This window comes from Nocardia sp. CA-290969, assembly GCF_050936135.1.
GTDB lineage: Bacteria > Actinomycetota > Actinomycetes > Mycobacteriales > Mycobacteriaceae > Nocardia.
Genome location: NZ_JBNJNJ010000001.1, coordinates 1281960 through 1300228, shown reverse-complemented (window position 1 = coordinate 1300228; position 18269 = coordinate 1281960). Strand labels below are relative to the sequence as shown.

Here is an 18269-nt window from a genome sequence, read left to right as displayed (position 1 = left end):
CGGATCTTGTCGGCGGCCGCCGATAAGCTGGCCCGCACGTACTCGAGCCGGCCGGTGATCCGGGATCCCGACAAGGGGGTGTTGTGCAGGCGGAACCAGTCCGTGAGACGGCGTACGACGGTGCGGGCACCGATGCCGCGGACTTTCCCGATGATCTGCGCGATCATCTGTCGTTCGAGCTCGAGGAGTGCGCGCACGCGCTGGGGGAGCTGATCGCCGAGTACGCGGTGGACCGCGAACGGGCCGGGACCATTCTGCGGTTGCGGCTCGGGATCGCCGGGGAAAGGCCCGAAACCTTGACCCGGATCGGGGCCCGGTTCGACTTCTCGCGGGACCGGGCCCGCCAGCTGCACACCAAAGCCGTGGGCGAGCTGTTGCGGCATACGGCGCGCTCCGGGCGGCTTCCGGTGCCGGTGTATGCCCGGCGCTACCCGGTGGGCACGCGGGATTCGGCGCTCACGCGGGCGCTGCTGGCCGAAACCTATGCCACCGAGGGTGATATCGCCGCCAACGATCTGGCCTACCTGAAATTGCGTCTGGCGGGGCACAGCGCCGCCGACGCGAAACGGGTCGCGGGTTTCGTCACGCAGCGGATCGTGGCGTGGCGCAAGAAAACCAATCACCTGTTGTCCAGGCTGCGGGAAATCGGGCCGCCGGCGGGGCCGCCCGCGCCGTGGCCGCAGCGGATCGAGTGGCCGCGGCGGTCCGCGGCCGCGGCGCCCCTGCCCACCGCGGCGGCGCGCTCCTTCGATCTCGACGACGACGGGCGCGGCCGGTTCTATCTGCACAAGCCGGGCCGGGATATCGGTTTCGACTCCGGGCTCGAGGCGCGCCTGATGCGGCTGCTCGACAACGACGACCGCATCCGGACCTTCCAGGAGTATCCCGATGCCGTCGGCTATCGAGTCGACGGTGCGGAACATGTGCACTTTCCGACACTCGTCGCCGAACTAGACGACGGCCGCAGAGCCCTGATCGATGTGCAACCGCTGGGGCATATCGGTTTCCACGTGAACCGGGAGAAGGCGCGCGCGGCGCGGGCGTGGGCGCACGAGAACGGGTGGGGCTGGATGCTGTGGACCGGAAGCGCCCTGGGCGAACCGGAACTCGCCACGCACCCGGTGGCCACGGATATCGTCCGACAGCTGACGGATCTGCTGGCCGAGGGACCGGTGCGGTGGCCGGCGCTGCGGCAGCTGGCGACCGAGCGCGGGCTCGCGCCGATCGATCTGCTCGCACTGGCCGTCCGTTACGAATGGCGTTGGGACCGTACGCCCTTCCGGCTGTCGACCGGAGAACAGCCGCGCGCCGGCGGTCCCGCCGCGGTCAAGGTTTGATGAACATGGTCGCAGCGATGAAGGTGGCGAGCAGCAGCATCACGAAAACCGTGACGACCTGCCAGTTGTCGATGGTCTTGTGCAGGCGGCGGATGGTGTCCTCCAGCGCGCGGTGCACCCGCTCCTGATCGGCGACCCGCCGGCCCACCGCGGCCACTGCCTCGGCCTGTTCCCGCGCCCGCTGGGCGGTCCGCTCCATCCGGGCCTGCGCGCGCTCGAGCTGCTGCTTCTTCTCCCGCACCGCCTGCCGGGCCACGGCCAGCGCCGTGCGCTGCTGAATCAGTTCCTGACGCTGCTGTTCGAGCATCAGCGCTTGGGTACGAGTGTGCTTCTCCCAGTCGGTCACGGCCGCCCAACCCTTCCTCAGATGATCGCGATAACCCCACGCGACCTCACCGGCCACCCACTCCCGCAAGAACTCACGCAGTTCGTAGGGGCGTTCACCGGGCACCACCAGACCCTCGGAACCGAGTTCCAGCATGCCGGTCGCCGCGCGGTACTCGCACGACTCCGGCGCCAGATCGGCGATACCGAGAGCCGGGAGCTGCGCCACCCAGTACCCGGGCGCGCACAACCACAGCACGCCGGCATAACCCAAAGCCTTCAACTGATCCGTATGTTGCTGCGCGAGCTCCTGAGTCAGTGGCCCGGAACGCACCTCGATCGCGAACTGTTCGGTGCCGCGCCGCCACCACACATCGATGGTCAACGACCCGCACCGGCGGTCCACCACCGCCTCGTCGGCGCCGAACGCGAGCAGCCGGGCGGCCAGCCAGTACTTCAGGCGCTGGGTGTTCCATTGGGCTTCCACACAACGGGCGCAGCGGCAACCATAACCGGACGCGGCTTCCCCGGTCTCTTCACCTCGCGGCTGACCGTCCGAAATCCCCAGGTCGGACAGCATTGTCCGGCGCCCACACCGTATTTCCGTTCGCCGCTTAGTCTGCATGCGACCACCCATCTGAACCCGAACACCGCGCCGGCCCGACCACCACACCGACACTCCCAGGGTGCGCCACAACTGCCGGTCAGCGCCAGGTTTATCCCCAGCAGTTACCCAAGTGGGACCCGCCGAACCTTCTCCGCCCGCGCTGTCCCGGTCACCGGATCACCGGACGCCAGCACGGTACGGATCAACGTACGCAACCACGCATGCGCGGGGTCGGGAGTGTTGCGCGGATGCCACGCCAGCGAAATCGTCACCTCCGGCAGCGGCAGCGGGATCTCGAAGGCGCACAGCCCCATCGCGGGTAGCGTTGTGGCCGCGACCAGTGCCGGTGCCGGGCAAACCACCGCGCCCGACCGCACGGCCAGTAGCGCGGTGGTCAGATCGGGCACGGTCGCCACGACGCGGCGGGTGCGGCCGTGCAGGGCGAGCCGGTCGTCGATGGCGTCGCGGGCGATACCGCGCGGCGAAATGCTGAGATGCGCCGCCGCGGCGTAGGCGGCGACGGTGGCGCGCTCGGTGACCAGCGGATGCCCGGGCGCGGCCACGCCGATGAGCCGGTCACCGCGGACGCGTTCCACCCGGGTCTGAGGATCCGCCCGGGCGATCACCCCGACCTCCACGTCGATCCGGCCTTCCCGTAAAGCACTCGCCGCCCCGGCCGGGTCGGCCGGGACGAAACGCAGCGTGACCCCGGGTGCCTGTGCGCGGGCGGCGGTCAGCAGGCCACCGGCGAGTTCGGGCAGCACCGCATCGTCGACGTGCAGCGCGAAACCGCGCACCAAAGCGGTGGGGTCGACGGTATCCGGTTTCGCCAGCAGCGCCCGGCCCTGTTCCACCAGGGCGCTCACCTCGAACCGCAGTTCGAGGGCGCGCGGTGTCGGCACCAGGTCGCGGCCCGCGCGCACCAGCAGCGGGTCATCGTAGACGCGGCGCAAACGCGCCAGTGTGCGGCTCATCGCGGGCGGTGAGGTGTTGAGCCGTTCGGCTGCCTTGGTGACGCTGTTGGTTTCGAGCAGGGCGTGCAGCGCCACCAGAAGGTTCAGGTCGAGATCCGCCACGCCCGGTTCAGGTCCGCCTGGCGGCGGACCGGGACGCGGGGCGCTCGGGGGTATCCCGCGCACTGTCGCCGGCCGGACGATCCGGCGCCGATTCCGTGGATTCCGTGGACGACCCGGTGGTCGCCGGCTCTGTCCCGCCGGCCCCCATCTCCGCGGCATCCGCGGTCTGCTCGGCCGTCCGGTCCGCAGTAGCCGCCTCGTCGTCTCCTACCGCGGCCGGCTCTACAGAAACACCGCCGCCCGCGGACGACTCCGCTGCAGCCGACGGGCTTGTCTGTTCGGCAGGGGCGGATTCTCCGGCCCTCTCCATGGTCGATCCGGCCAATTCCGGGTCCGCGTCGGCCTGCTGTCCCTCCGGATCCGCACCCTCGGCCACGGGCTCGACCCGTTGCTCCGCAGACTCGCCGGCGCTACTCGCTCGGTTCCCGGCACCCAGCTCGGACGGTTCTGCCGCGGCCGCTGTGTCCTCGGCCGATCGCACCTCCGCGGCAGGCGAAGCGGTCTCGGAGATGCGATCGGCCGCCGGCGCGGGTTCTTCTTCTCCGGACTGCACCGCGGAGGCATCGGATACGGCAGTGGCGTTTCCCTCGGCCACAGACGCCGCAGTCCGAGCAGCAGACTCATCGGCCCCCGGAGCAACGGATTCATCGGCCGCCGGGCCGTCAGGTCCCGGCGCATTCGATCCGGTGGCGTCCCGGGTCGTTCCGGACGCCGGGCGGATGTCTTCCACGGACACCGGCTCCGCGGGAGTCGACCCGGGCTCTTCCTCCGGGACCTGCACCGATCCACGCGCCCGGTATGTCGTTGTGGCCACGGGTTCCACGTTCGCGGCAGGAGATTCAGATGTGTGCGGCGGCGAGCTCGCAACGGCTCCGGCCCTGCTCGCCTCGGCCTGCCTCGGCTGCCCCCCGGCGAGATCCTCCGCGGCTGGTTCGGTGGCACCCGAACGAGAGTCTGCGGACTGATCCGAGGAGGCGTGGGCTTCGTTTGCCCCGCGGCTGTCGGTCGCCCCGCGAGCGTCGTCTACTCCGTGACTGTCGTCCGGTGCCGAGCCCGCAACAGCTTCGGGGAAGGTTTCTTCGGCCTGCTCCGGCTGCCCGGCGGCGAAGCCCTCGGAAGCCGACTCGACGTGACCTGGCAGGGAGTCGGCGGGCTGCGCGGAAGCGGGATCCGGCGCTGCCATCTCGGCCGGCCGCTCCGCGGGGCGAGGCGGAACCTGTCCGGTTTCGGCGGCGCCGGCAGCCGCAGCTCCTGGCACCGGGTATGTGTTCGCCGGCGGGAGTCCTTCCATCAGCGGCTGCGCGGTACGCATATCGATCCGCACTGTCGCGCTGTTGGAGCGGGCGGCGATCTTGGCGGCCCGCTGCTCGGCCGCGGCCCGGCGGGCAGCCTCGGCGGCAAGTTCCTGCGCGGCCGCGGAGCGCGGCGTCACCGGAGCCGGGCTCGGCGGCGTCTCGGCCGTAGGCCGTGGGTTGGGCGGCGCGGGCTGTGGATTCGCCGCCGCGAGCGAGTTGGCCGCCGCGGGCCCGGACGCACCGGCCGACGGCCGAGCTACGTGCGGCGGCCGGGTTGCGGAGGGCGGAATGGGCGCCGCCGACGCCGGGTCGTGCGGTGGCGGCGGGGTCACGGGTGCAGAGCGGGATTGCGCGGCGGCGGAGCCCTGCGGACCGGGCAGCGGTGGCCGCGCTGCGGCTGCCGGCCGGGAGGGTTCGGGGTGCGCCGGAGGCCGGATTTCCGGGACCGGGCGGGTGCGAGCCGCGGGGTCCACGGCGGGCAGGGCTGCCGTCCGGACGGCGCTGGCGACGACGGCCTCCGGTATCCGGACGGTCGGCGAATCCGCGGGCACTACCGGGGCGTGGAGTTGTGGCTGCGCCGGTGCCGCGGCCGCTCCCTGCGCGGCGGCCGGCGGGGCGACGGCGAGCGGAGCGGTGGGCGGATGGGCGGGTGTCTGTCCACCCGTCACCGGAGCCGGGTTCGGTCCACCCGTCGCCGGATCCGTCGCCGCGGGCGTCGCCGCCTGCCCGCCGGGACCGCGTTTGCGCCGCGACACCACCCGGTAATCGCTGGGCCGCACCGGCCGCAGCCACTGCGCGGTACGGGCCGCGAGCGGGAGCCGGACCCCGAGATCAGCCAACAGTTCGTCGATATCGCGAATGGCGTACGGCGTGACCGTGCCGTGCGTGTGGCGGCCCCGGGTGTGCTGGTCCAGCCAGCGCAGCCGGGCGTCGATCCGCTCGCTCATCGTCTCGGCCGGGGGCACGGCCAGATTTCCGGTGAGCAGCGCCGAGGTCCAGTGCGCGCCGATTTCCGCACGCACCGCGCTGAGCAGCGAGGTGTGGTAGCCGGCGAAGGTCAGATGCGGGACGTCCAGCGGCAGGATCTGCCGGTACAACCGGAAATTGCCGTCGTCGTCGGTGAGCTGCCGCTGCACGTACGGGGTCAGGAACGGGACCCGCTGCTGGAAGCCGGTGGCGCAGACGACGATATCGGCGCGGACCCGCTGCCCGTCGGAGAGTTCGGCGTAGGGGCCGGCCGGGCCGCCGCCGAGCCCGACAACCCGGGTCTGGCCGCGGACGGTGATCCGCCCCTGCGTCACCTGTTCGGCGAAACCCTCCGACGCCAGACCGAAGGCCCCGTCCTGCGCTTGTTCGAACCGTACCGGGGGGATCAGCCCGAGCTCGGCGGCGCCGGAGCGCTGCGCCACCAGGGCTTCGATCAGGTCGAGGTTGCTGTCGCGGAAGGAGCGGCCCGGGCCGTGCAGCAGCCGCTCGAGCCGGCCGGGCTCGGGATGACCGAAATGCGCGGCACCCGTGCGGGTGAGCAGCACCCGTTCGGCATCGATACCGGCGGCGAGCCGGCGCGGCATCTTCCACAGCAGCCGGCGCGCCACCACCGTGGTGTCGGCGGCCACCCGGCTGATCTCGGTGGCGATATCGCCGGCGGCGGCGCCGTACCCGATCACGACGACCGACCGGTCGCGTACCGCCTCCACATCGAGGAACTGGGTGGAATGCCCGAGCTGGCCGCCGGCGCGGGCGAATTCGGTCGCGCCCGCGAAGTCCGGCACTTCGGGCTCGCTGAAGACGCCGTTGGCGATGATCAGGTGATCGCACGAGGTGCGGTGCACCCCGTCGGCGTCGCGGATCTCCAGCAGCCAGCCGCCCTCGACCGGGTCGGCCGCCACCACCTCGGTGCGCAGGCGCAACTTGTCGGTCAGGCCGAAGGCGCGCACATAGCTCGACAGGTACTCCTGCATCCGTGCGCCGTCGAGCACCCGCGGGTAGTCGTTGGGCATCGGATGGTCGGAGAAGTGGTAGGTGTACTTGGTGCTCTGCGCCCGTAAGCCCGGGTAACGGCGGGTCTCGCTCCACACGCCGCCGATATCGGGGGCACGATCGAACACCTCGACCGCGAACCCATCCTCAGTCAGGACCTTCGCGCAGACCAGACCCGCGATACCCGCACCGACGATTGCGATGCGGTTCCCGCTCCTCATGGGCGAGAGATTACGTCGGATGCGTCCGGCAGCAAAGCCGGCGCCGGTTTTCGGCTCATCGCCGCAGGTCGGGAGAAACGGTTCCGGCGCCGCCCGGGCCGGGTGGTACGGCGGTTCCCGGCGAGGGGACCTGCGCACACGCCGGGAACGACGGGCGCTGTGGTCTCATGGAGCTATGACCACTGTCACCGTCGATCGGGCCGGACTGTGGGACGCCGAAGCACTCAGTGACGTCGCCGCCGCGACCTTCCCGCTGGCGTGTCCCCCGGGCACCGAACCCGACGATATCGACGTGTTCCTCGCGGAAGTACTGTCCGGGGAACGGTTCGGCGAATACCTCTCCGATCCGGCCCGCACGGTGCTCAAAGCCGTAGACGAGGGCGAAATCGTCGGATACGCGCTCCTGCACGGCGGCGCCCCGGCCGATCCCGCCGTGGCGGCGGCCGTCGCGCTGGATCCGGTGATCGAGATCAGCAAGATGTACGTGCTGCCGGGCCACCACGGCACCGGGGTGTCGAGTGCGCTCATGACGGCGGCGCTGCAACGGGCCCGCGGCGCCGGCTACGCCGGAGTCTGGCTCGGGGTGAACCAGCAGAACCTGCGCGCGCAGCGTTTCTACGCCAAGTACGGATTCGAGCGGGTGGGTACCAAAACGTTCACCGTCGGCCGCCAACTGCACCACGATTACGTGCTGCGACTGGTGTTCTGAGCCGGATCAGGCCAGCATGCGCGCTTTCAGCGCCTCGACCTCCGCGGCGGTCAGACCCAGACCCTCGCTGACGTACCGGTCGAAACTGCCGTAGCTCACCCGCACCTGGTCGAAGGCGGAGTCGAGCCATTCCCGCTGGACACCGGCCAGCCCGTCGCCGGGGGCGGCGTTCCGGTAGTGGTTGGAGAGCAGGAAATCCTCGGTGACCGTGTCGCGGTCGACGCCGAGCACGGTGAGCAGCACCGCCGCGACCCAGCCGGTGCGGTCCTTACCGGCGGTGCAGTGGAACACCACCGCGCCACCTGCGGGGTCCTGCCCGGTCTCGACGATATCCCGCAGCACCGCGGCCACGGCCTGGCTCGCGCCCGGCGCGGTGATGAACGCCCGGTACAGATCGGTGCCGCCGGCCAGCGTCGACATCAACTCCGGGAGCGGGGCCGCGCCGATCATGTCGTACCAGTTGGACCGGGCGCCCGCGGGAATCCGGTCGGGGGCCAGCGCCCGCTCGTACACGGTGCGCAGATCATCGACCTCGCGAACACCCAGCCGGCTCAGTTCGGCCAGGTCGGCCGGGGTGAGGTTGGTGAGCTGATCGGTGCGGAAGGCGATTCCGGTGCGGACGGTCCGCCCATCGGTGGTCCGGTAGCCGCCGATATCCCGCGCGTTGGGGGCCCCGGTCAGCTGCAGCGACCGGTCGGCCGATACCGCCTCCACGGCGGCCGGTGGATCGGCGAGACCCACAGCCGTCGCCGGGCCGAACGCCACCACCAGACCGGTGAGGACGGCAGCCGGTACACGCGCCGGACGATGAACCATGGCGGACTCCCATCGATATTCGACGGCACCCCCCGCGTGGTGCCCGCCCCAGCAAACCAACAGCCGGGCCCCTGGTCAACTCGGAAACGGCGTGGCGTCCGCATGTCCCGCAGCGCGCGAGTAGACCGGGCGCGGGCCGCGGGCTACCACCCAGCGGCGGTCAGGCGGTGCCGCGCTACCGCCTCCGGGCCCGACTCGCTCAGGCAGTGCCGATCGGGCCTGAGCGAGGGCCCTGCGTGGTGACGCTGCGCTACCGCCTCCGGGCCTGACTCGCTCAGGCAGTGCCGATCGGGCCTGAGCGAGGGCCCTGCGTGGTGACGCTGCGCTACCGCCTCCGGGCCTGACTCGCTCAGGCCGCGACCTCGAACCGGGAGAGTGCGAGCAGCCGCGAAATCGCGCGCAGGTACTTCTTGCGGTACCCGCCGTCGAGCATTTCCTGGGAGAAGATCCGGTCGAGTTTCGCGCCGGAGACGGTCACCGGGGTGCCGGCGTCGTAGAGCCGGTCGGCCAGCACCACCAGGCGCAGGGCGACCGCCTGGTCGGTCACCGGGTGCACACCGGAAACGAAGACCGCGGATACCCCATGGATCAGCGCGCCGTACTTCGAGGGGTGCAGGGTGCTGAGATGGTGCAGCAGCGCGTCGAAATCGTCCAGCGTGGCGCCGGAGGTGGCGGCCGCGCGTTCGGCCAGCTGTTCGGGACTGCTCGGTTCGGGGGCGGGCGGCAGGTCACGATGCCGGTAATCGGGGCCGTCGACGCGCACGGTATCGAAGATCGAGCCGAGTTTTTTGATCTCGCGCAGGAAATCCTGGGCGGCGAAGCGGCCCTCGCCCAGCTGCCCGGGCAGCGTGTTGGAGGTGGCCGCGATCGAGACCCCGCTCGCGGACAGTTCGGTGAGCAGCCGGGAGACCAGCATGGTGTCGCCGGGATCGTCGAGCTCGAATTCGTCGATGCACAGGACACTGTTGGCCGAGAGCCGCTCCACGGCATTGCCGAATCCGAGCGCGCCGACCAGATTGGTGAGTTCGCCGAAGGTGCCGAAGGATTTCGGCGCGGGGGCGCTGTGGAAGATCGAGGCCAGCAGGTGGGTCTTGCCGACACCGAACCCGCCGTCCAGGTACAGGCCCGCGCCCTGGGGCGGCTTCTTCTTACCGAACAGCGACTTCTTGTTGGTGGCCTTGTGGATCGCGGCGACCTTGTCGGCGAACGCGCGCCCCGCCGCGACCGCGGCGGCCTGGCTCGGCTCGTTGGGGTCGGGAATGTAGGTGTCGAAACCGACCTCGTCGAACATGGGCGGGGGCACCATCTGGGCGACCAACTGGTCGGCGGGGACCTCCGGGCGGCGGTCGACGAGGCGTTCTTGCATGTGTGCAGCCTAATGACGTGATATGAGCTGTTGTTATGCAGCGTATCCCCGATGCGATCCAGCTCACAGACCTCGCCAACGAGAAGCTGGCCGACCTGTACGCCTATCCACCCGATCCGGAACGGAGTTGGCTGCGGGTCAATTTCGTTTCCAGTATCGACGGCGCTGTCACCGGAACCGGCGGCGTCTCGGAAGTGCTCGGTACCCCGGCGGACAAGCGGGTGTTCCATATGCTGCGCGAACTCGCCGAAGTGGTGCTGGTCGGTGCCGGTACCGTCCGCGCCGAGAACTACGGCGGCGCGCAGACCGACCCGCGGTTCCGCAGCGCCCTGTATGCCCGCGGTATCGGCGGGCACCCCGCCGGCGATCCCCCGCCGATCGCGATCGTGACGGCATCCGCCGACCTCGCCCCGGATCACCGGGTGATCACCACCGCCCGGACCCCGACCCTCGTACTGACCACCGCCGCCGCACCCACCGCCCGCAAACGCGCACTGGCCGACGCGGGCGCGGAGGTGCTCGAGGTGGGCGATCACCTCATCGCACCGCAGGCGGTGCCGGCCGCGCTGACCGCCCGCGGGCTGCGGCGGGTGCTGTGCGAGGGCGGCCCGCAACTGTTCGGGTCGCTGGCGGGCGCCGGTGTGGTCGACGAGGTGTGCCTGACCACCGCGCCGTTGCTGACCGGCGGCTCGGCGCGGCGGATCTCGGTGTCCCACGAGGAATTCGCCCGGCAGATGATGCCCGCCCACGTGCTGTTCGACACTGACGGAACGGTGCTCACCCGCTGGGTACGGACGTGACGGCCGCGGGACGGATGCCACTACCCGGGCTCGCCGGGCGATATCGGAGCGGTGCCGGGTGCGTCCCGCGCAGGCAAGCCCGGACCGGACCTGGCAGGCTGTAACGCATGCGCTGGACTCGGGCACTGGTGCCGGCCTCGGCACTGCTGATCATGATCGCCGGATGCGGTGCGGGCCCTTCGGACCGTCCGCATGTCGCCGTCGAACATCCGCCTGCGCCAGGCGATCCCGCCACTTCCGCCGAGGTCCCGCCGCCGCCCGCGGCCGAGGTTCCGAAGAAGGAACTCGCCTGGCGCGATTGCACCCGGGAGACATTCGACCAGGTCGGTATGGGTCCGGGAGCGCCCGGTGTGGTCCTGGAATGCGCGGACTTCTCCACCCCGATCGACAGCGCGGGCACCGTGCTCGGCAATTTCCGGGCCAGTGCGGTGCGGGCCCGGCTCCCGCAGACCCCGGCCGATGTCCCCCCGCTGGTCCTGACCTCCGGCGTCGACCGCTCCTCCACCGCGACCCTCGCCGGTATGGTCACCGGCCCCGCGAGCGCGCTGCTGGCCGCCTACCCCGTCGTCGCGGTGGATCGCCGCGGAATCGGCAGTTCCCAGGCGATCGACTGCCTGCCCGCCGATATCCGCTCCGGCCTGCACGACAACGCGCAGTTCGCGCCCGGCGGCGATCCGGTGGCCGCGATGACCGAACTGTCCCGCAACGGGACCATCGCCTGCCGCGATTTCCTGCAGCCCTACGACGGCACATTCGACGCCGCGCACGCCGCCGACGATATCGAGCAACTGCGCCGGGAGTGGGGAGTCGAACGGATCGCGTTGCTGGGCACCGGTACCGGCGCCACGGTGGGGCTGGAGTACGGCCGCAAATACGGTGACCACTTGGCCCGGCTCGTCCTCGACGCCCCGGCGCCCGTGGGAGTGGACGCGATCACCCGGACCGAGACCGCCGTACAGGGCGCGGAGGCGGCGCTGACCGCGTTCGCGCAGCAGTGCGCCGGGATCGCGTGTTCGCTGGGCCCGGATCCCCGGGCGAAGGTCACCGAATTGGTCGGGAAGGCCGCCGCCGGCCAGCTCGGCGACATTTCGGCAAACGCGGTTCGCACCGCGGTGACCGGGTTCCTCGGCAGCCCGCGCGCCGACCAGTCCGGCCGGATCGCCGAACTCGCCGACGCGCTCGCCGCGGCCGACCGGGGCGACCGCGGCCCCTTGCAGGCGATCATCGACCGGCAGGAGAACGCGACCGCGGGCGACGGCCAGTTCGTCAACGGATGCACCGATATGCCGCAGCCACCACCCGCACCGCAGGTCACCGACCTCTCGGTGATCTGGGCGCAGAAGTATCCGGCGTTCGGCCGGCCGGCCGCACTGTCCATGCTGGTCTGCTCGGCCTGGCCCACCACGGAGGCCCCGCCCGCCCTGAAGGACCTGGAGTTGCCGGTGCTGGTGCTCACCGGGGCCGGCGACCCGGTGACCGGTGCCGCGCACGCCTCGGTGACCGGCGCGCTCGGCGCCGCGGGCGCCCGGCATGCGACCATGACCTGGCAGGGCTGGGGTCATCCGGTCAGCGCCCATTCCGGATGCGCGCAGACCGCTCTCGTCGAGTACCTGAAGGACGGCAGGCTCCCGGGCGACGGCGCCGCCTGCCCGGCCTGACCGCGGTCCGCCGACCCGCCCGCGACCGGGGGTTCGGCCGCCGCCACCCCGCGCGTCGAGGGTGGGTCCCGGCAACACCACGGCACCATCCGGTGTACCGTGCCGTGGTGTTCCTTCGACAGCTCGAGCCCCGCACTGCTCGAACCACCGCCGACGTGATCCGGTTCGCGCTCTGGCCGCTGGCGGTCATGACCGTGCTGAACCGGGTGTTCATCAAGGCTGTCAACGGTTTCGTCACCGACGACTACAAGCCCGTCTACCAGGCCTCGCTGGACTTCCTCAACGGGCGCGCGGTGTACACGGCGAATTTCGACTCGGTGGACCCGCACTACCTGTATCCGCCCAGCGGCACCCTGTTGATCGCGCCGATCGCGGTGATCGATTACGAGAAGTCGCGCTGGTTGTTCATCCTGCTCAACGCGGTGGCGATCCTGATCGCCTGGTATCTGCTGCTGCGGTTGTTCAACTACACGCTGCGCTCGATCGCCGCCCCGGTGCTGCTGCTGGCGATGTTCCTGTCCGAGACGGTGATCAACACGCTGGTGTTCACCAACGTCAACGGCTGCCTGCTGCTGGCCGAGATGCTGTTCCTGATCCTGTTGTTGCGCAGACGAGACTTGTGGGCCGGGGTGATACTCGGGCTCACTATCGCGGTCAAACCGACGCTGGCGCCGCTACTGCTGATCGCCCTCGTCCGCAAACAGTGGAATGTGTTCACCACCGCACTCGGTGTCCCGCTGGTGCTGACCGCCATAGCCTGGCCGCTGTCGAAGGACCCGGAGAAGTTCTTCACCCGCACCACGCCGTACCTGTTGGAGACGCGCGACTACTTCAACAGCTCCGTCCCCGGCAACGCCGAGTACTACGGGCTGCCGCCGTGGCTGATGTGGGTGATCCGGCTGTCCCTGGCGGTCATGGTGCTGGCCTCACTGTGGATTCTGTACCGGTACTACCGCGAGGACGAGTTGTTCTTCGTCACCACCGCTTCCGGTGTGCTGCTGCTCGCCGAATGGCTGCTGACCTCGCTCGGCCAGATGTACTACTCGATGATGCTGTTCCCGTTCCTGATGTCGGTGGTGCTGCGCAATTCCGTCCTGCGCAACTGGCCGGCCTGGCTGGCGATATTCGGGTTCATGTCCTACGACAAATGGCTGTCGGACCGCTGGCCCGATATCGGCCGCAACCTCGAATACCTGCGGATCACCTTCGGCTGGGGACTGCTGCTGATCGTGGTGTTCTGTGTGCTCGGCGACCGCTACCTGGCCGCGCGCCGGGCCGGCCGGTTGCCGCAGCTGGATCCCGAGTGGATGGTGACCGCCCCCGATTCCCGGCATACCGCCGGCGCCGTCGCGATGCCCGGTATCGAACCGGATCCGGCGCGGGCCGCCCGGCAGCCCGCTGTCCCGGAACCCGTCACCCCTCGGGTCGCCGAGACGCAGGCCGTACGCAGCTGATACGAGACGCCGCCGCGCGATCGTATTAGCGTGGAGGCATGAGTTCCGAAGCGGATACTTCCCTGCCCACCCCGAAAATCCAGCTCACGCCGCAGCAGTGGCGCGCCAAACTGGATCCGATGGAGTACGCAGTGCTCCGGGAAGCCGGTACGGAGCGGCCGTTCACCGGCGAGTACACGGATACGAAAACCGAAGGTGTGTACAGCTGCCGCGCCTGCGGAGCCGAACTGTTCCGCAGCACCGAGAAGTTCGAATCGCACTGCGGCTGGCCGTCGTTCTTCGATCCCGCGTCGTCGGATGCCGTGATACTGCGGGCCGACGATTCGCTGGGGATGCGCCGTGTCGAAGTGCTGTGCGCGAACTGCCACAGCCACCTCGGACACGTCTTCGAGGGCGAGGGATACCCGACACCCACCGACAAGCGGTACTGCATCAACTCTATTTCGCTGCGGCTGCACCCCTCGACCAGCTGAGCGGAGTGAGCTCTCCGTTTGCCCAGCGGTACGTTACGTAACGACCGCCCGGCGCACATGCCCCTATTTCCAGGGGCCCGACCGGGCGGTCGGTATCCGCTGCTCAGGGCAGCGCGGTGACCAGCTGGTCGATCTCGACGCGCGGACCGGTGAAGAACGGGGTCTCCTCACGCACATGCATCCGGGCCTCGGTGGCCCGCAGATCCCGCATCAGATCGACGATGCGATGCAGCTCCGGCGCCTCGAACGCGAGGATCCACTCGTAGTCGCCGAGGGCGAAGGAGGCGACGGTATTGGCCCGCACGTCGGGATAGCCGCGGGCCTCTTTACCGTGATCGGCCAGCATTTTGCGGCGTTCGTCGTCGGGCAGCAGATACCACTCGTAGGAGCGGACGAACGGGTACACGCAGATGTAGTTCCCGGCTTCCTCCCCGGCCAGGAACGCCGGGATATGACTCTTGTTGAATTCGGCCGGCCGATGCAGCGCCACATTGCTCCACACCGGGGTGCTGGCCCGGCCGAGTTCGGTGGTCCGCCGGAAGTCGGCGTAGGCGGCCTGCAGATCCTCGACCCGCTCGGCATGGGTCCACACCATGAAATCGGCGTCGGCACGCATACCGGCCACATCGTAGATCCCGCGGACCACCACATCGCGATCCGCGAGACCGTCGAAGAACGCCCGCGCCTCCTTGATCGCCGCCGCCCGGTCGTCCCCCAGCGCACCCGGCCGCACCTGGTACACGGAGAACATCAGATAGCGAATGGTGGAGTTGAGGGCTTGGTAATCGAGTCGCGCCATGCTGTCTATATTGCGCCGCCTTCGGCGGCGCGTGGTTCGGGGCCCCCCTTTGTCTCGTTCTTCACTCCGCCGCTCCTCCGCTTCGCTCCCCCGCTCTGTCGCTCCAGAACGAGACGGGCCCCGAACCACGGATGTTGACCATTCAAGGTGTGCGACGGTGAACTCAATGCGTACGGCGAGCAGGCCGTTGCCGACTAGGGGGCGCCGGTGGGGGAAGCGGTGTCGGTGGCCGCGGTGGCGATGTGGTGGGCGGCGGTGGTCGCCGCGGCGACGCAGGCCGGTACGCCCACACCGTGTAGGTAGGCGCCCGTCACCGCGAGATCGCCGAAACCTTTGAGATCGGATTCGATCTCGGCGACTCGCTCGGTATGGCCGGGCGCGTATTGGGCCAGGCCACCGGGCCAGCGTTGGACGGCTGCCGACAGCGGGACGATGGGGACTCCGGTGACCGTGGCGAGGTCGGCCGTGGCCGCGGCGACGAGGTCGTCGTCCGGCAACGCGAGAGCGGAGTCGTCGCCGAACCGCCCGAACGAGACCCGCACCACAGCGGTGTCCCGCGCCGCCAGATGCGTCCACTTCCGGCTGGACAGGGTGAAGGCCTTGGCCCGCAGCGATTCGCCCGTGGCGACCAGGACGCCCGAATTCGGGGGCAACGGGGTGTCCTTCGGCAATTCCAGGACGACGAGGGCCGACGACGACAGCTCGATTCCGGCGGCCGCCCGGGCCGCTACCGGGGCGATCCCGGCCAGCAAGCGGGCGGTCACGGGCGCGGGAGTGGCGAGGACGACCGCATCGAACTCACCGACCGGGTCGACCCGCCAGCGGCCGGATACCCGGCTCAGTGCCTCGACCGCGGTATCGCGGACCGTATGCGCCGCGGTCTGCTCGGCCAGCGCGCGCAGCAGCACGCCGTAGCCGTCGCGCAGCGCACCGAATACCGGAGCGTCCGAAGGCGGCGGAAGTGTCGCGGAGACCGCGGCGGTGAGACTGGTGGCACCGCGATCGAGGGCCGTGGCCAGCGCGGGCAGGGCGGCGCGGAGCCCGATCGAACTGGCCATGCCGGCATAGACACCACCGAGCAGGGGGTCGACGCTGCGCGCCACGGTCTGCGCGCCGAAACGATCGGCCACCAGCGAGTACACATCGATATCGGCGCCGGGACGCCAGCTGAGGAGGCGGGTGGGTTCGCCGGCAATCCGTGCCACCGTTTCCGCGTCCACCAGGCCGGCGACGGTATCGGGGCCGGACGGAATACCCATCAACGTCCGCTCGGGTAGTGGATGCGTATGCCCCGCGGCCCAGATCAGCGGCCGGAGTCCGGCCGGGTGCACCAATTGGTCGGCGATGCCGAGTTCGCGCAGCAGCGCCGGCACCTCCGGTCGGCGCCCCACGAACGCCTCGGCCCCCAGATCGACCGGTTCGCCGCCGACCAGACCCGTCCGCAGCACACCGCCCAGCCGGCCCCGCCCTTCGATCACGGTGAGATCCGCCGCGGCACCGAGCGTCTGCCGCAACCTGAAGGCCGAGACCAGCCCACTGATCCCCGCACCGACCACCGCGATTCTCATGCCCCGACCGTATCCGGGCCGGCAGCAGCGCCGGCGTGCACCCCGCACACCGTCGCGTGAAGAAGAAACAGTTTGCGAAACAAGAAATCCCACGGGTATCCGGAGAACCCCGGCACTGCGGCAACAAAGCGCCGGGCGACTGCGCCGTGCCCGCGGCCGGTCATCAGGTTCCTTCACGGACCGGCGGCGCGGCGCCGCCCGCCGGCAACGGGTCGGAGAACCGGCACACGTCCGCGACCATGGAACAGTTCTGCGAACGACCTCGGGCTTGCCGTACGGCACCGGAAGCCCGACAACGCACGCGGCTCGCAGGCGAGCGATCGCCGGGACACCGGAAACACAGGATGTGCGCGCCGCGGTCGCACATCGACTCGGCCCCGGCTACTCCGGGTACGCGTCCGGGCGTGCGAGCGGCCGCCACCTCACCCGGACCTGGGCCGATCCGGGAACGCGAGGTACCTCGGCGGCCCGCAGCCACCCGGAACCGGTGGTCGGTTACCGAGCGACCGGCGTACCCCGATCGGCGACCGGGACCGTCACAGTTCGTGGATGAATTCCACCAGGGCCGTCAGCACGCCGGGATCGGTGTCCGGGAGCACCCCGTGCCCGAGGTTGAAGATATGGCCCGCGGCGCCCATGGCAATCGCCGAATCCGCTTCGTCGGCGATCCGCCGTGCCTCGGCCTCCACCACCGGCCGGCCGGCGAACAGGACGGCAGGATCGAGATTGCCCTGCAGCGCCTTTCCGGGCCCGACCCGGCGGACCGCCTCGGTGAGCGGCACCCGCCAATCGACCCCGACCACATCGGCGCCCGCCTCACCCATCGCGCCCAGCAGCTCGCCGGTCCCGACCCCGAAATGGATCCTCGGCACCCCGGCGTCGGCGATCTCGGCGAATACCCGCTCCGAATGCGGCAGTACATAGCGGCGGTAGTCGGCCAGCGACAGCGCGCCCGCCCACGAGTCGAACAGTTGCACCGCGTCCACTCCCGCCTCGAGCTGGGCCCGCAGGAACACGATGGTGATATCGGTGAGCGCACCGAGCAGCGCGTTCCAGGCGGCCGGATCGCCGTGCATCATCGCCTTGGTGCGTTCGTGGTGCTTACTGGGCCCGCCCTCGACCAGGTACGAGGCCAGCGTGAAGGGGGCACCGGCGAAACCGATCAGCGGGGTCTGCCCCAGTTCACCGACCAGCAACCGCACCCCGTCGGTGACGGCACCGACTTCCTCGGGACGCAACCGCGGCAGGGCCCGCACATCGGCGGCGGTACGCACCGGGGAAGTCACCACGGGCCCGACACCCGGGACGATATCGAGATCGATCCCCGCCGCTTTGAGTGGGACGACGATATCGGAGAACAGGATCGCCGCGTCGACACCGTGGCGGCGGATCGGCTGCAGCGTGATCTCGCAGACCAGTTCGGGGTCGAAACAGGACTGCAGCATCCCGATGCCCGCCCGCAGCTCACGGTATTCCGGCAGCGACCGCCCGGCCTGACGCATGAACCACACCGGCCGCCGGGCCGGGGTCGCCCCGGCTGCGGCGGCCAGGAACGGGGCATCGGACAACTGGCGGCGCGTGTATGTGCTCATCACCGGCCATCGTATTCGGCGTGCCGGGCGGCGGCGCGCAAGCCCGGACCGCTTCCGGATCCGCGGCCGCACCCGGCCCCGGCCGGTCAGCCGGATAGTTGCGCGGTATTTACCACGAGCCTGCCCGCACATCCAGCAACAACGGTCGCCCGGCGCGCCTCCCCACGCCCCGGCTGTGACAGGTCTACCGTCAT

General features: G+C 70.3%; 14 protein-coding genes. 6 read left to right on the top strand and 8 right to left on the bottom strand.

The genetic code is table 11. The features are described from left to right. Positions 1-83: 83 nt before the first annotated feature. Positions 84-1337 (top strand): hypothetical protein, encoded by a 1254-nt coding sequence (locus tag ACQEVO_RS06135; RefSeq protein ID WP_432909712.1) that lies wholly within the window; start codon positions 84-86, stop codon positions 1335-1337. Here the strand turns inward: ACQEVO_RS06135 and ACQEVO_RS06130 are convergent. The 3 genes from ACQEVO_RS06130 to ACQEVO_RS06120 form a co-directional block, all read right to left on the bottom strand. Next, a complete protein-coding gene (locus tag ACQEVO_RS06130) occupies positions 1327-2148 on the bottom strand; it encodes a hypothetical protein (protein WP_432909710.1) in 822 nt (273 codons plus the stop codon). The two genes, ACQEVO_RS06135 and ACQEVO_RS06130, sit on opposite strands and share 11 nt — an antisense overlap. Before the next feature lie 242 nt (positions 2149-2390). Next, positions 2391-3344, bottom strand: a complete 954-nt coding sequence (locus ACQEVO_RS06125; RefSeq protein ID WP_432909708.1) for a LysR family transcriptional regulator — start codon at positions 3342-3344, stop codon at positions 2391-2393. A 7-nt stretch (positions 3345-3351) separates the two neighbouring features. Continuing rightward, positions 3352-6840 (bottom strand): FAD-dependent oxidoreductase, encoded by a 3489-nt coding sequence (locus ACQEVO_RS06120; RefSeq protein ID WP_432909706.1) that lies wholly within the window; start codon positions 6838-6840, stop codon positions 3352-3354. 175 nt (positions 6841-7015) lie between these two features. On the opposite strand from ACQEVO_RS06120, the gene ACQEVO_RS06115 reads away from it, so the two are divergent. After that, positions 7016-7549 carry a GNAT family N-acetyltransferase gene (locus tag ACQEVO_RS06115; RefSeq protein WP_432909704.1) on the top strand — a complete coding sequence of 178 codons (534 nt, stop codon included), beginning with the start codon at positions 7016-7018 and terminating at the stop codon, positions 7547-7549. Positions 7550-7555: 6 nt separating this feature from the next. Here the strand turns inward: ACQEVO_RS06115 and ACQEVO_RS06110 are convergent, their stop codons facing one another. Together ACQEVO_RS06110 and zapE are read right to left on the bottom strand one after the other, a co-directional pair. Further along, positions 7556-8365, bottom strand: coding sequence for a tyrosine-protein phosphatase (locus ACQEVO_RS06110; protein ID WP_432909702.1), 810 nt, complete (start codon positions 8363-8365; stop codon positions 7556-7558). 349 nt (positions 8366-8714) lie between these two features. Beyond that, positions 8715-9731 carry a cell division protein ZapE gene (gene zapE, locus ACQEVO_RS06105; RefSeq protein WP_432909700.1) on the bottom strand — a complete coding sequence of 339 codons (1017 nt, stop codon included), beginning with the start codon at positions 9729-9731 and terminating at the stop codon, positions 8715-8717. Positions 9732-9766: 35 nt separating this feature from the next. Between zapE and ACQEVO_RS06100 the strand changes: the two genes are divergently transcribed. The 4 genes from ACQEVO_RS06100 (at position 9767) to msrB (ending at position 14116) form a co-directional block, all read left to right on the top strand. After that, positions 9767-10531 (top strand): pyrimidine reductase family protein, encoded by a 765-nt coding sequence (locus ACQEVO_RS06100; protein ID WP_432909698.1) that lies wholly within the window; start codon positions 9767-9769, stop codon positions 10529-10531. A gap of 107 nt (positions 10532-10638) precedes the next feature. Beyond that, positions 10639-12189, top strand: a complete 1551-nt coding sequence (locus ACQEVO_RS06095) for an alpha/beta hydrolase (RefSeq protein ID WP_432909696.1) — start codon at positions 10639-10641, stop codon at positions 12187-12189. A gap of 107 nt (positions 12190-12296) precedes the next feature. Next, the gene (locus ACQEVO_RS06090; protein WP_432909694.1) at positions 12297-13643 is read left to right on the top strand and encodes a glycosyltransferase family 87 protein; all 1347 of its coding nucleotides are present in this window, start codon (positions 12297-12299) and stop codon (positions 13641-13643) included. 38 nt (positions 13644-13681) lie between these two features. Further along, a complete protein-coding gene (msrB, locus tag ACQEVO_RS06085; RefSeq protein WP_432909692.1) occupies positions 13682-14116 on the top strand; it encodes a peptide-methionine (R)-S-oxide reductase MsrB in 435 nt (144 codons plus the stop codon). Positions 14117-14219: 103 nt separating this feature from the next. On the opposite strand, the gene hemQ is transcribed toward msrB, so the two are convergent. The 3 genes from hemQ to hemE all read right to left on the bottom strand — a co-directional run bounded on the left by hemQ (position 14220) and on the right by hemE (position 18075). After that, positions 14220-14915, bottom strand: coding sequence for a hydrogen peroxide-dependent heme synthase (hemQ, locus tag ACQEVO_RS06080; protein WP_432909690.1), 696 nt, complete (start codon positions 14913-14915; stop codon positions 14220-14222). A gap of 194 nt (positions 14916-15109) precedes the next feature. Then, the gene (locus ACQEVO_RS06075) at positions 15110-16483 is read right to left on the bottom strand and encodes a protoporphyrinogen oxidase (RefSeq protein ID WP_432909688.1); all 1374 of its coding nucleotides are present in this window, start codon (positions 16481-16483) and stop codon (positions 15110-15112) included. A gap of 536 nt (positions 16484-17019) precedes the next feature. Then, positions 17020-18075, bottom strand: coding sequence for a uroporphyrinogen decarboxylase (gene hemE / locus ACQEVO_RS06070; RefSeq protein WP_432909686.1), 1056 nt, complete (start codon positions 18073-18075; stop codon positions 17020-17022). Positions 18076-18269 lie beyond the last annotated feature (194 nt).

Bases quoted from the DNA above. Each gene is read 5' to 3' on its own strand.
- ACQEVO_RS06100 (WP_432909698.1), top strand. From the start codon at position 9,767: ATGCAGCGTATCCCCGATGCGATCCAGCTCACAGACCTCGCCAACGAG.
- msrB (WP_432909692.1), top strand. From the start codon at position 13,682: ATGAGTTCCGAAGCGGATACTTCCCTGCCCACCCCGAAAATCCAGCTC.
- ACQEVO_RS06115 (WP_432909704.1), top strand. From the start codon at position 7,016: ATGACCACTGTCACCGTCGATCGGGCCGGACTGTGGGACGCCGAAGCA.
- zapE (WP_432909700.1), bottom strand. From the start codon at position 9,731: ATGCAAGAACGCCTCGTCGACCGCCGCCCGGAGGTCCCCGCCGACCAG.
- ACQEVO_RS06110 (WP_432909702.1), bottom strand. From the start codon at position 8,365: ATGGTTCATCGTCCGGCGCGTGTACCGGCTGCCGTCCTCACCGGTCTG.
- ACQEVO_RS06075 (WP_432909688.1), bottom strand. From the start codon at position 16,483: ATGAGAATCGCGGTGGTCGGTGCGGGGATCAGTGGGCTGGTCTCGGCC.
- ACQEVO_RS06120 (WP_432909706.1), bottom strand. From the start codon at position 6,840: ATGAGGAGCGGGAACCGCATCGCAATCGTCGGTGCGGGTATCGCGGGT.
- hemE (WP_432909686.1), bottom strand. From the start codon at position 18,075: ATGAGCACATACACGCGCCGCCAGTTGTCCGATGCCCCGTTCCTGGCC.
- ACQEVO_RS06095 (WP_432909696.1), top strand. From the start codon at position 10,639: ATGCGCTGGACTCGGGCACTGGTGCCGGCCTCGGCACTGCTGATCATG.
- hemQ (WP_432909690.1), bottom strand. From the start codon at position 14,915: ATGGCGCGACTCGATTACCAAGCCCTCAACTCCACCATTCGCTATCTG.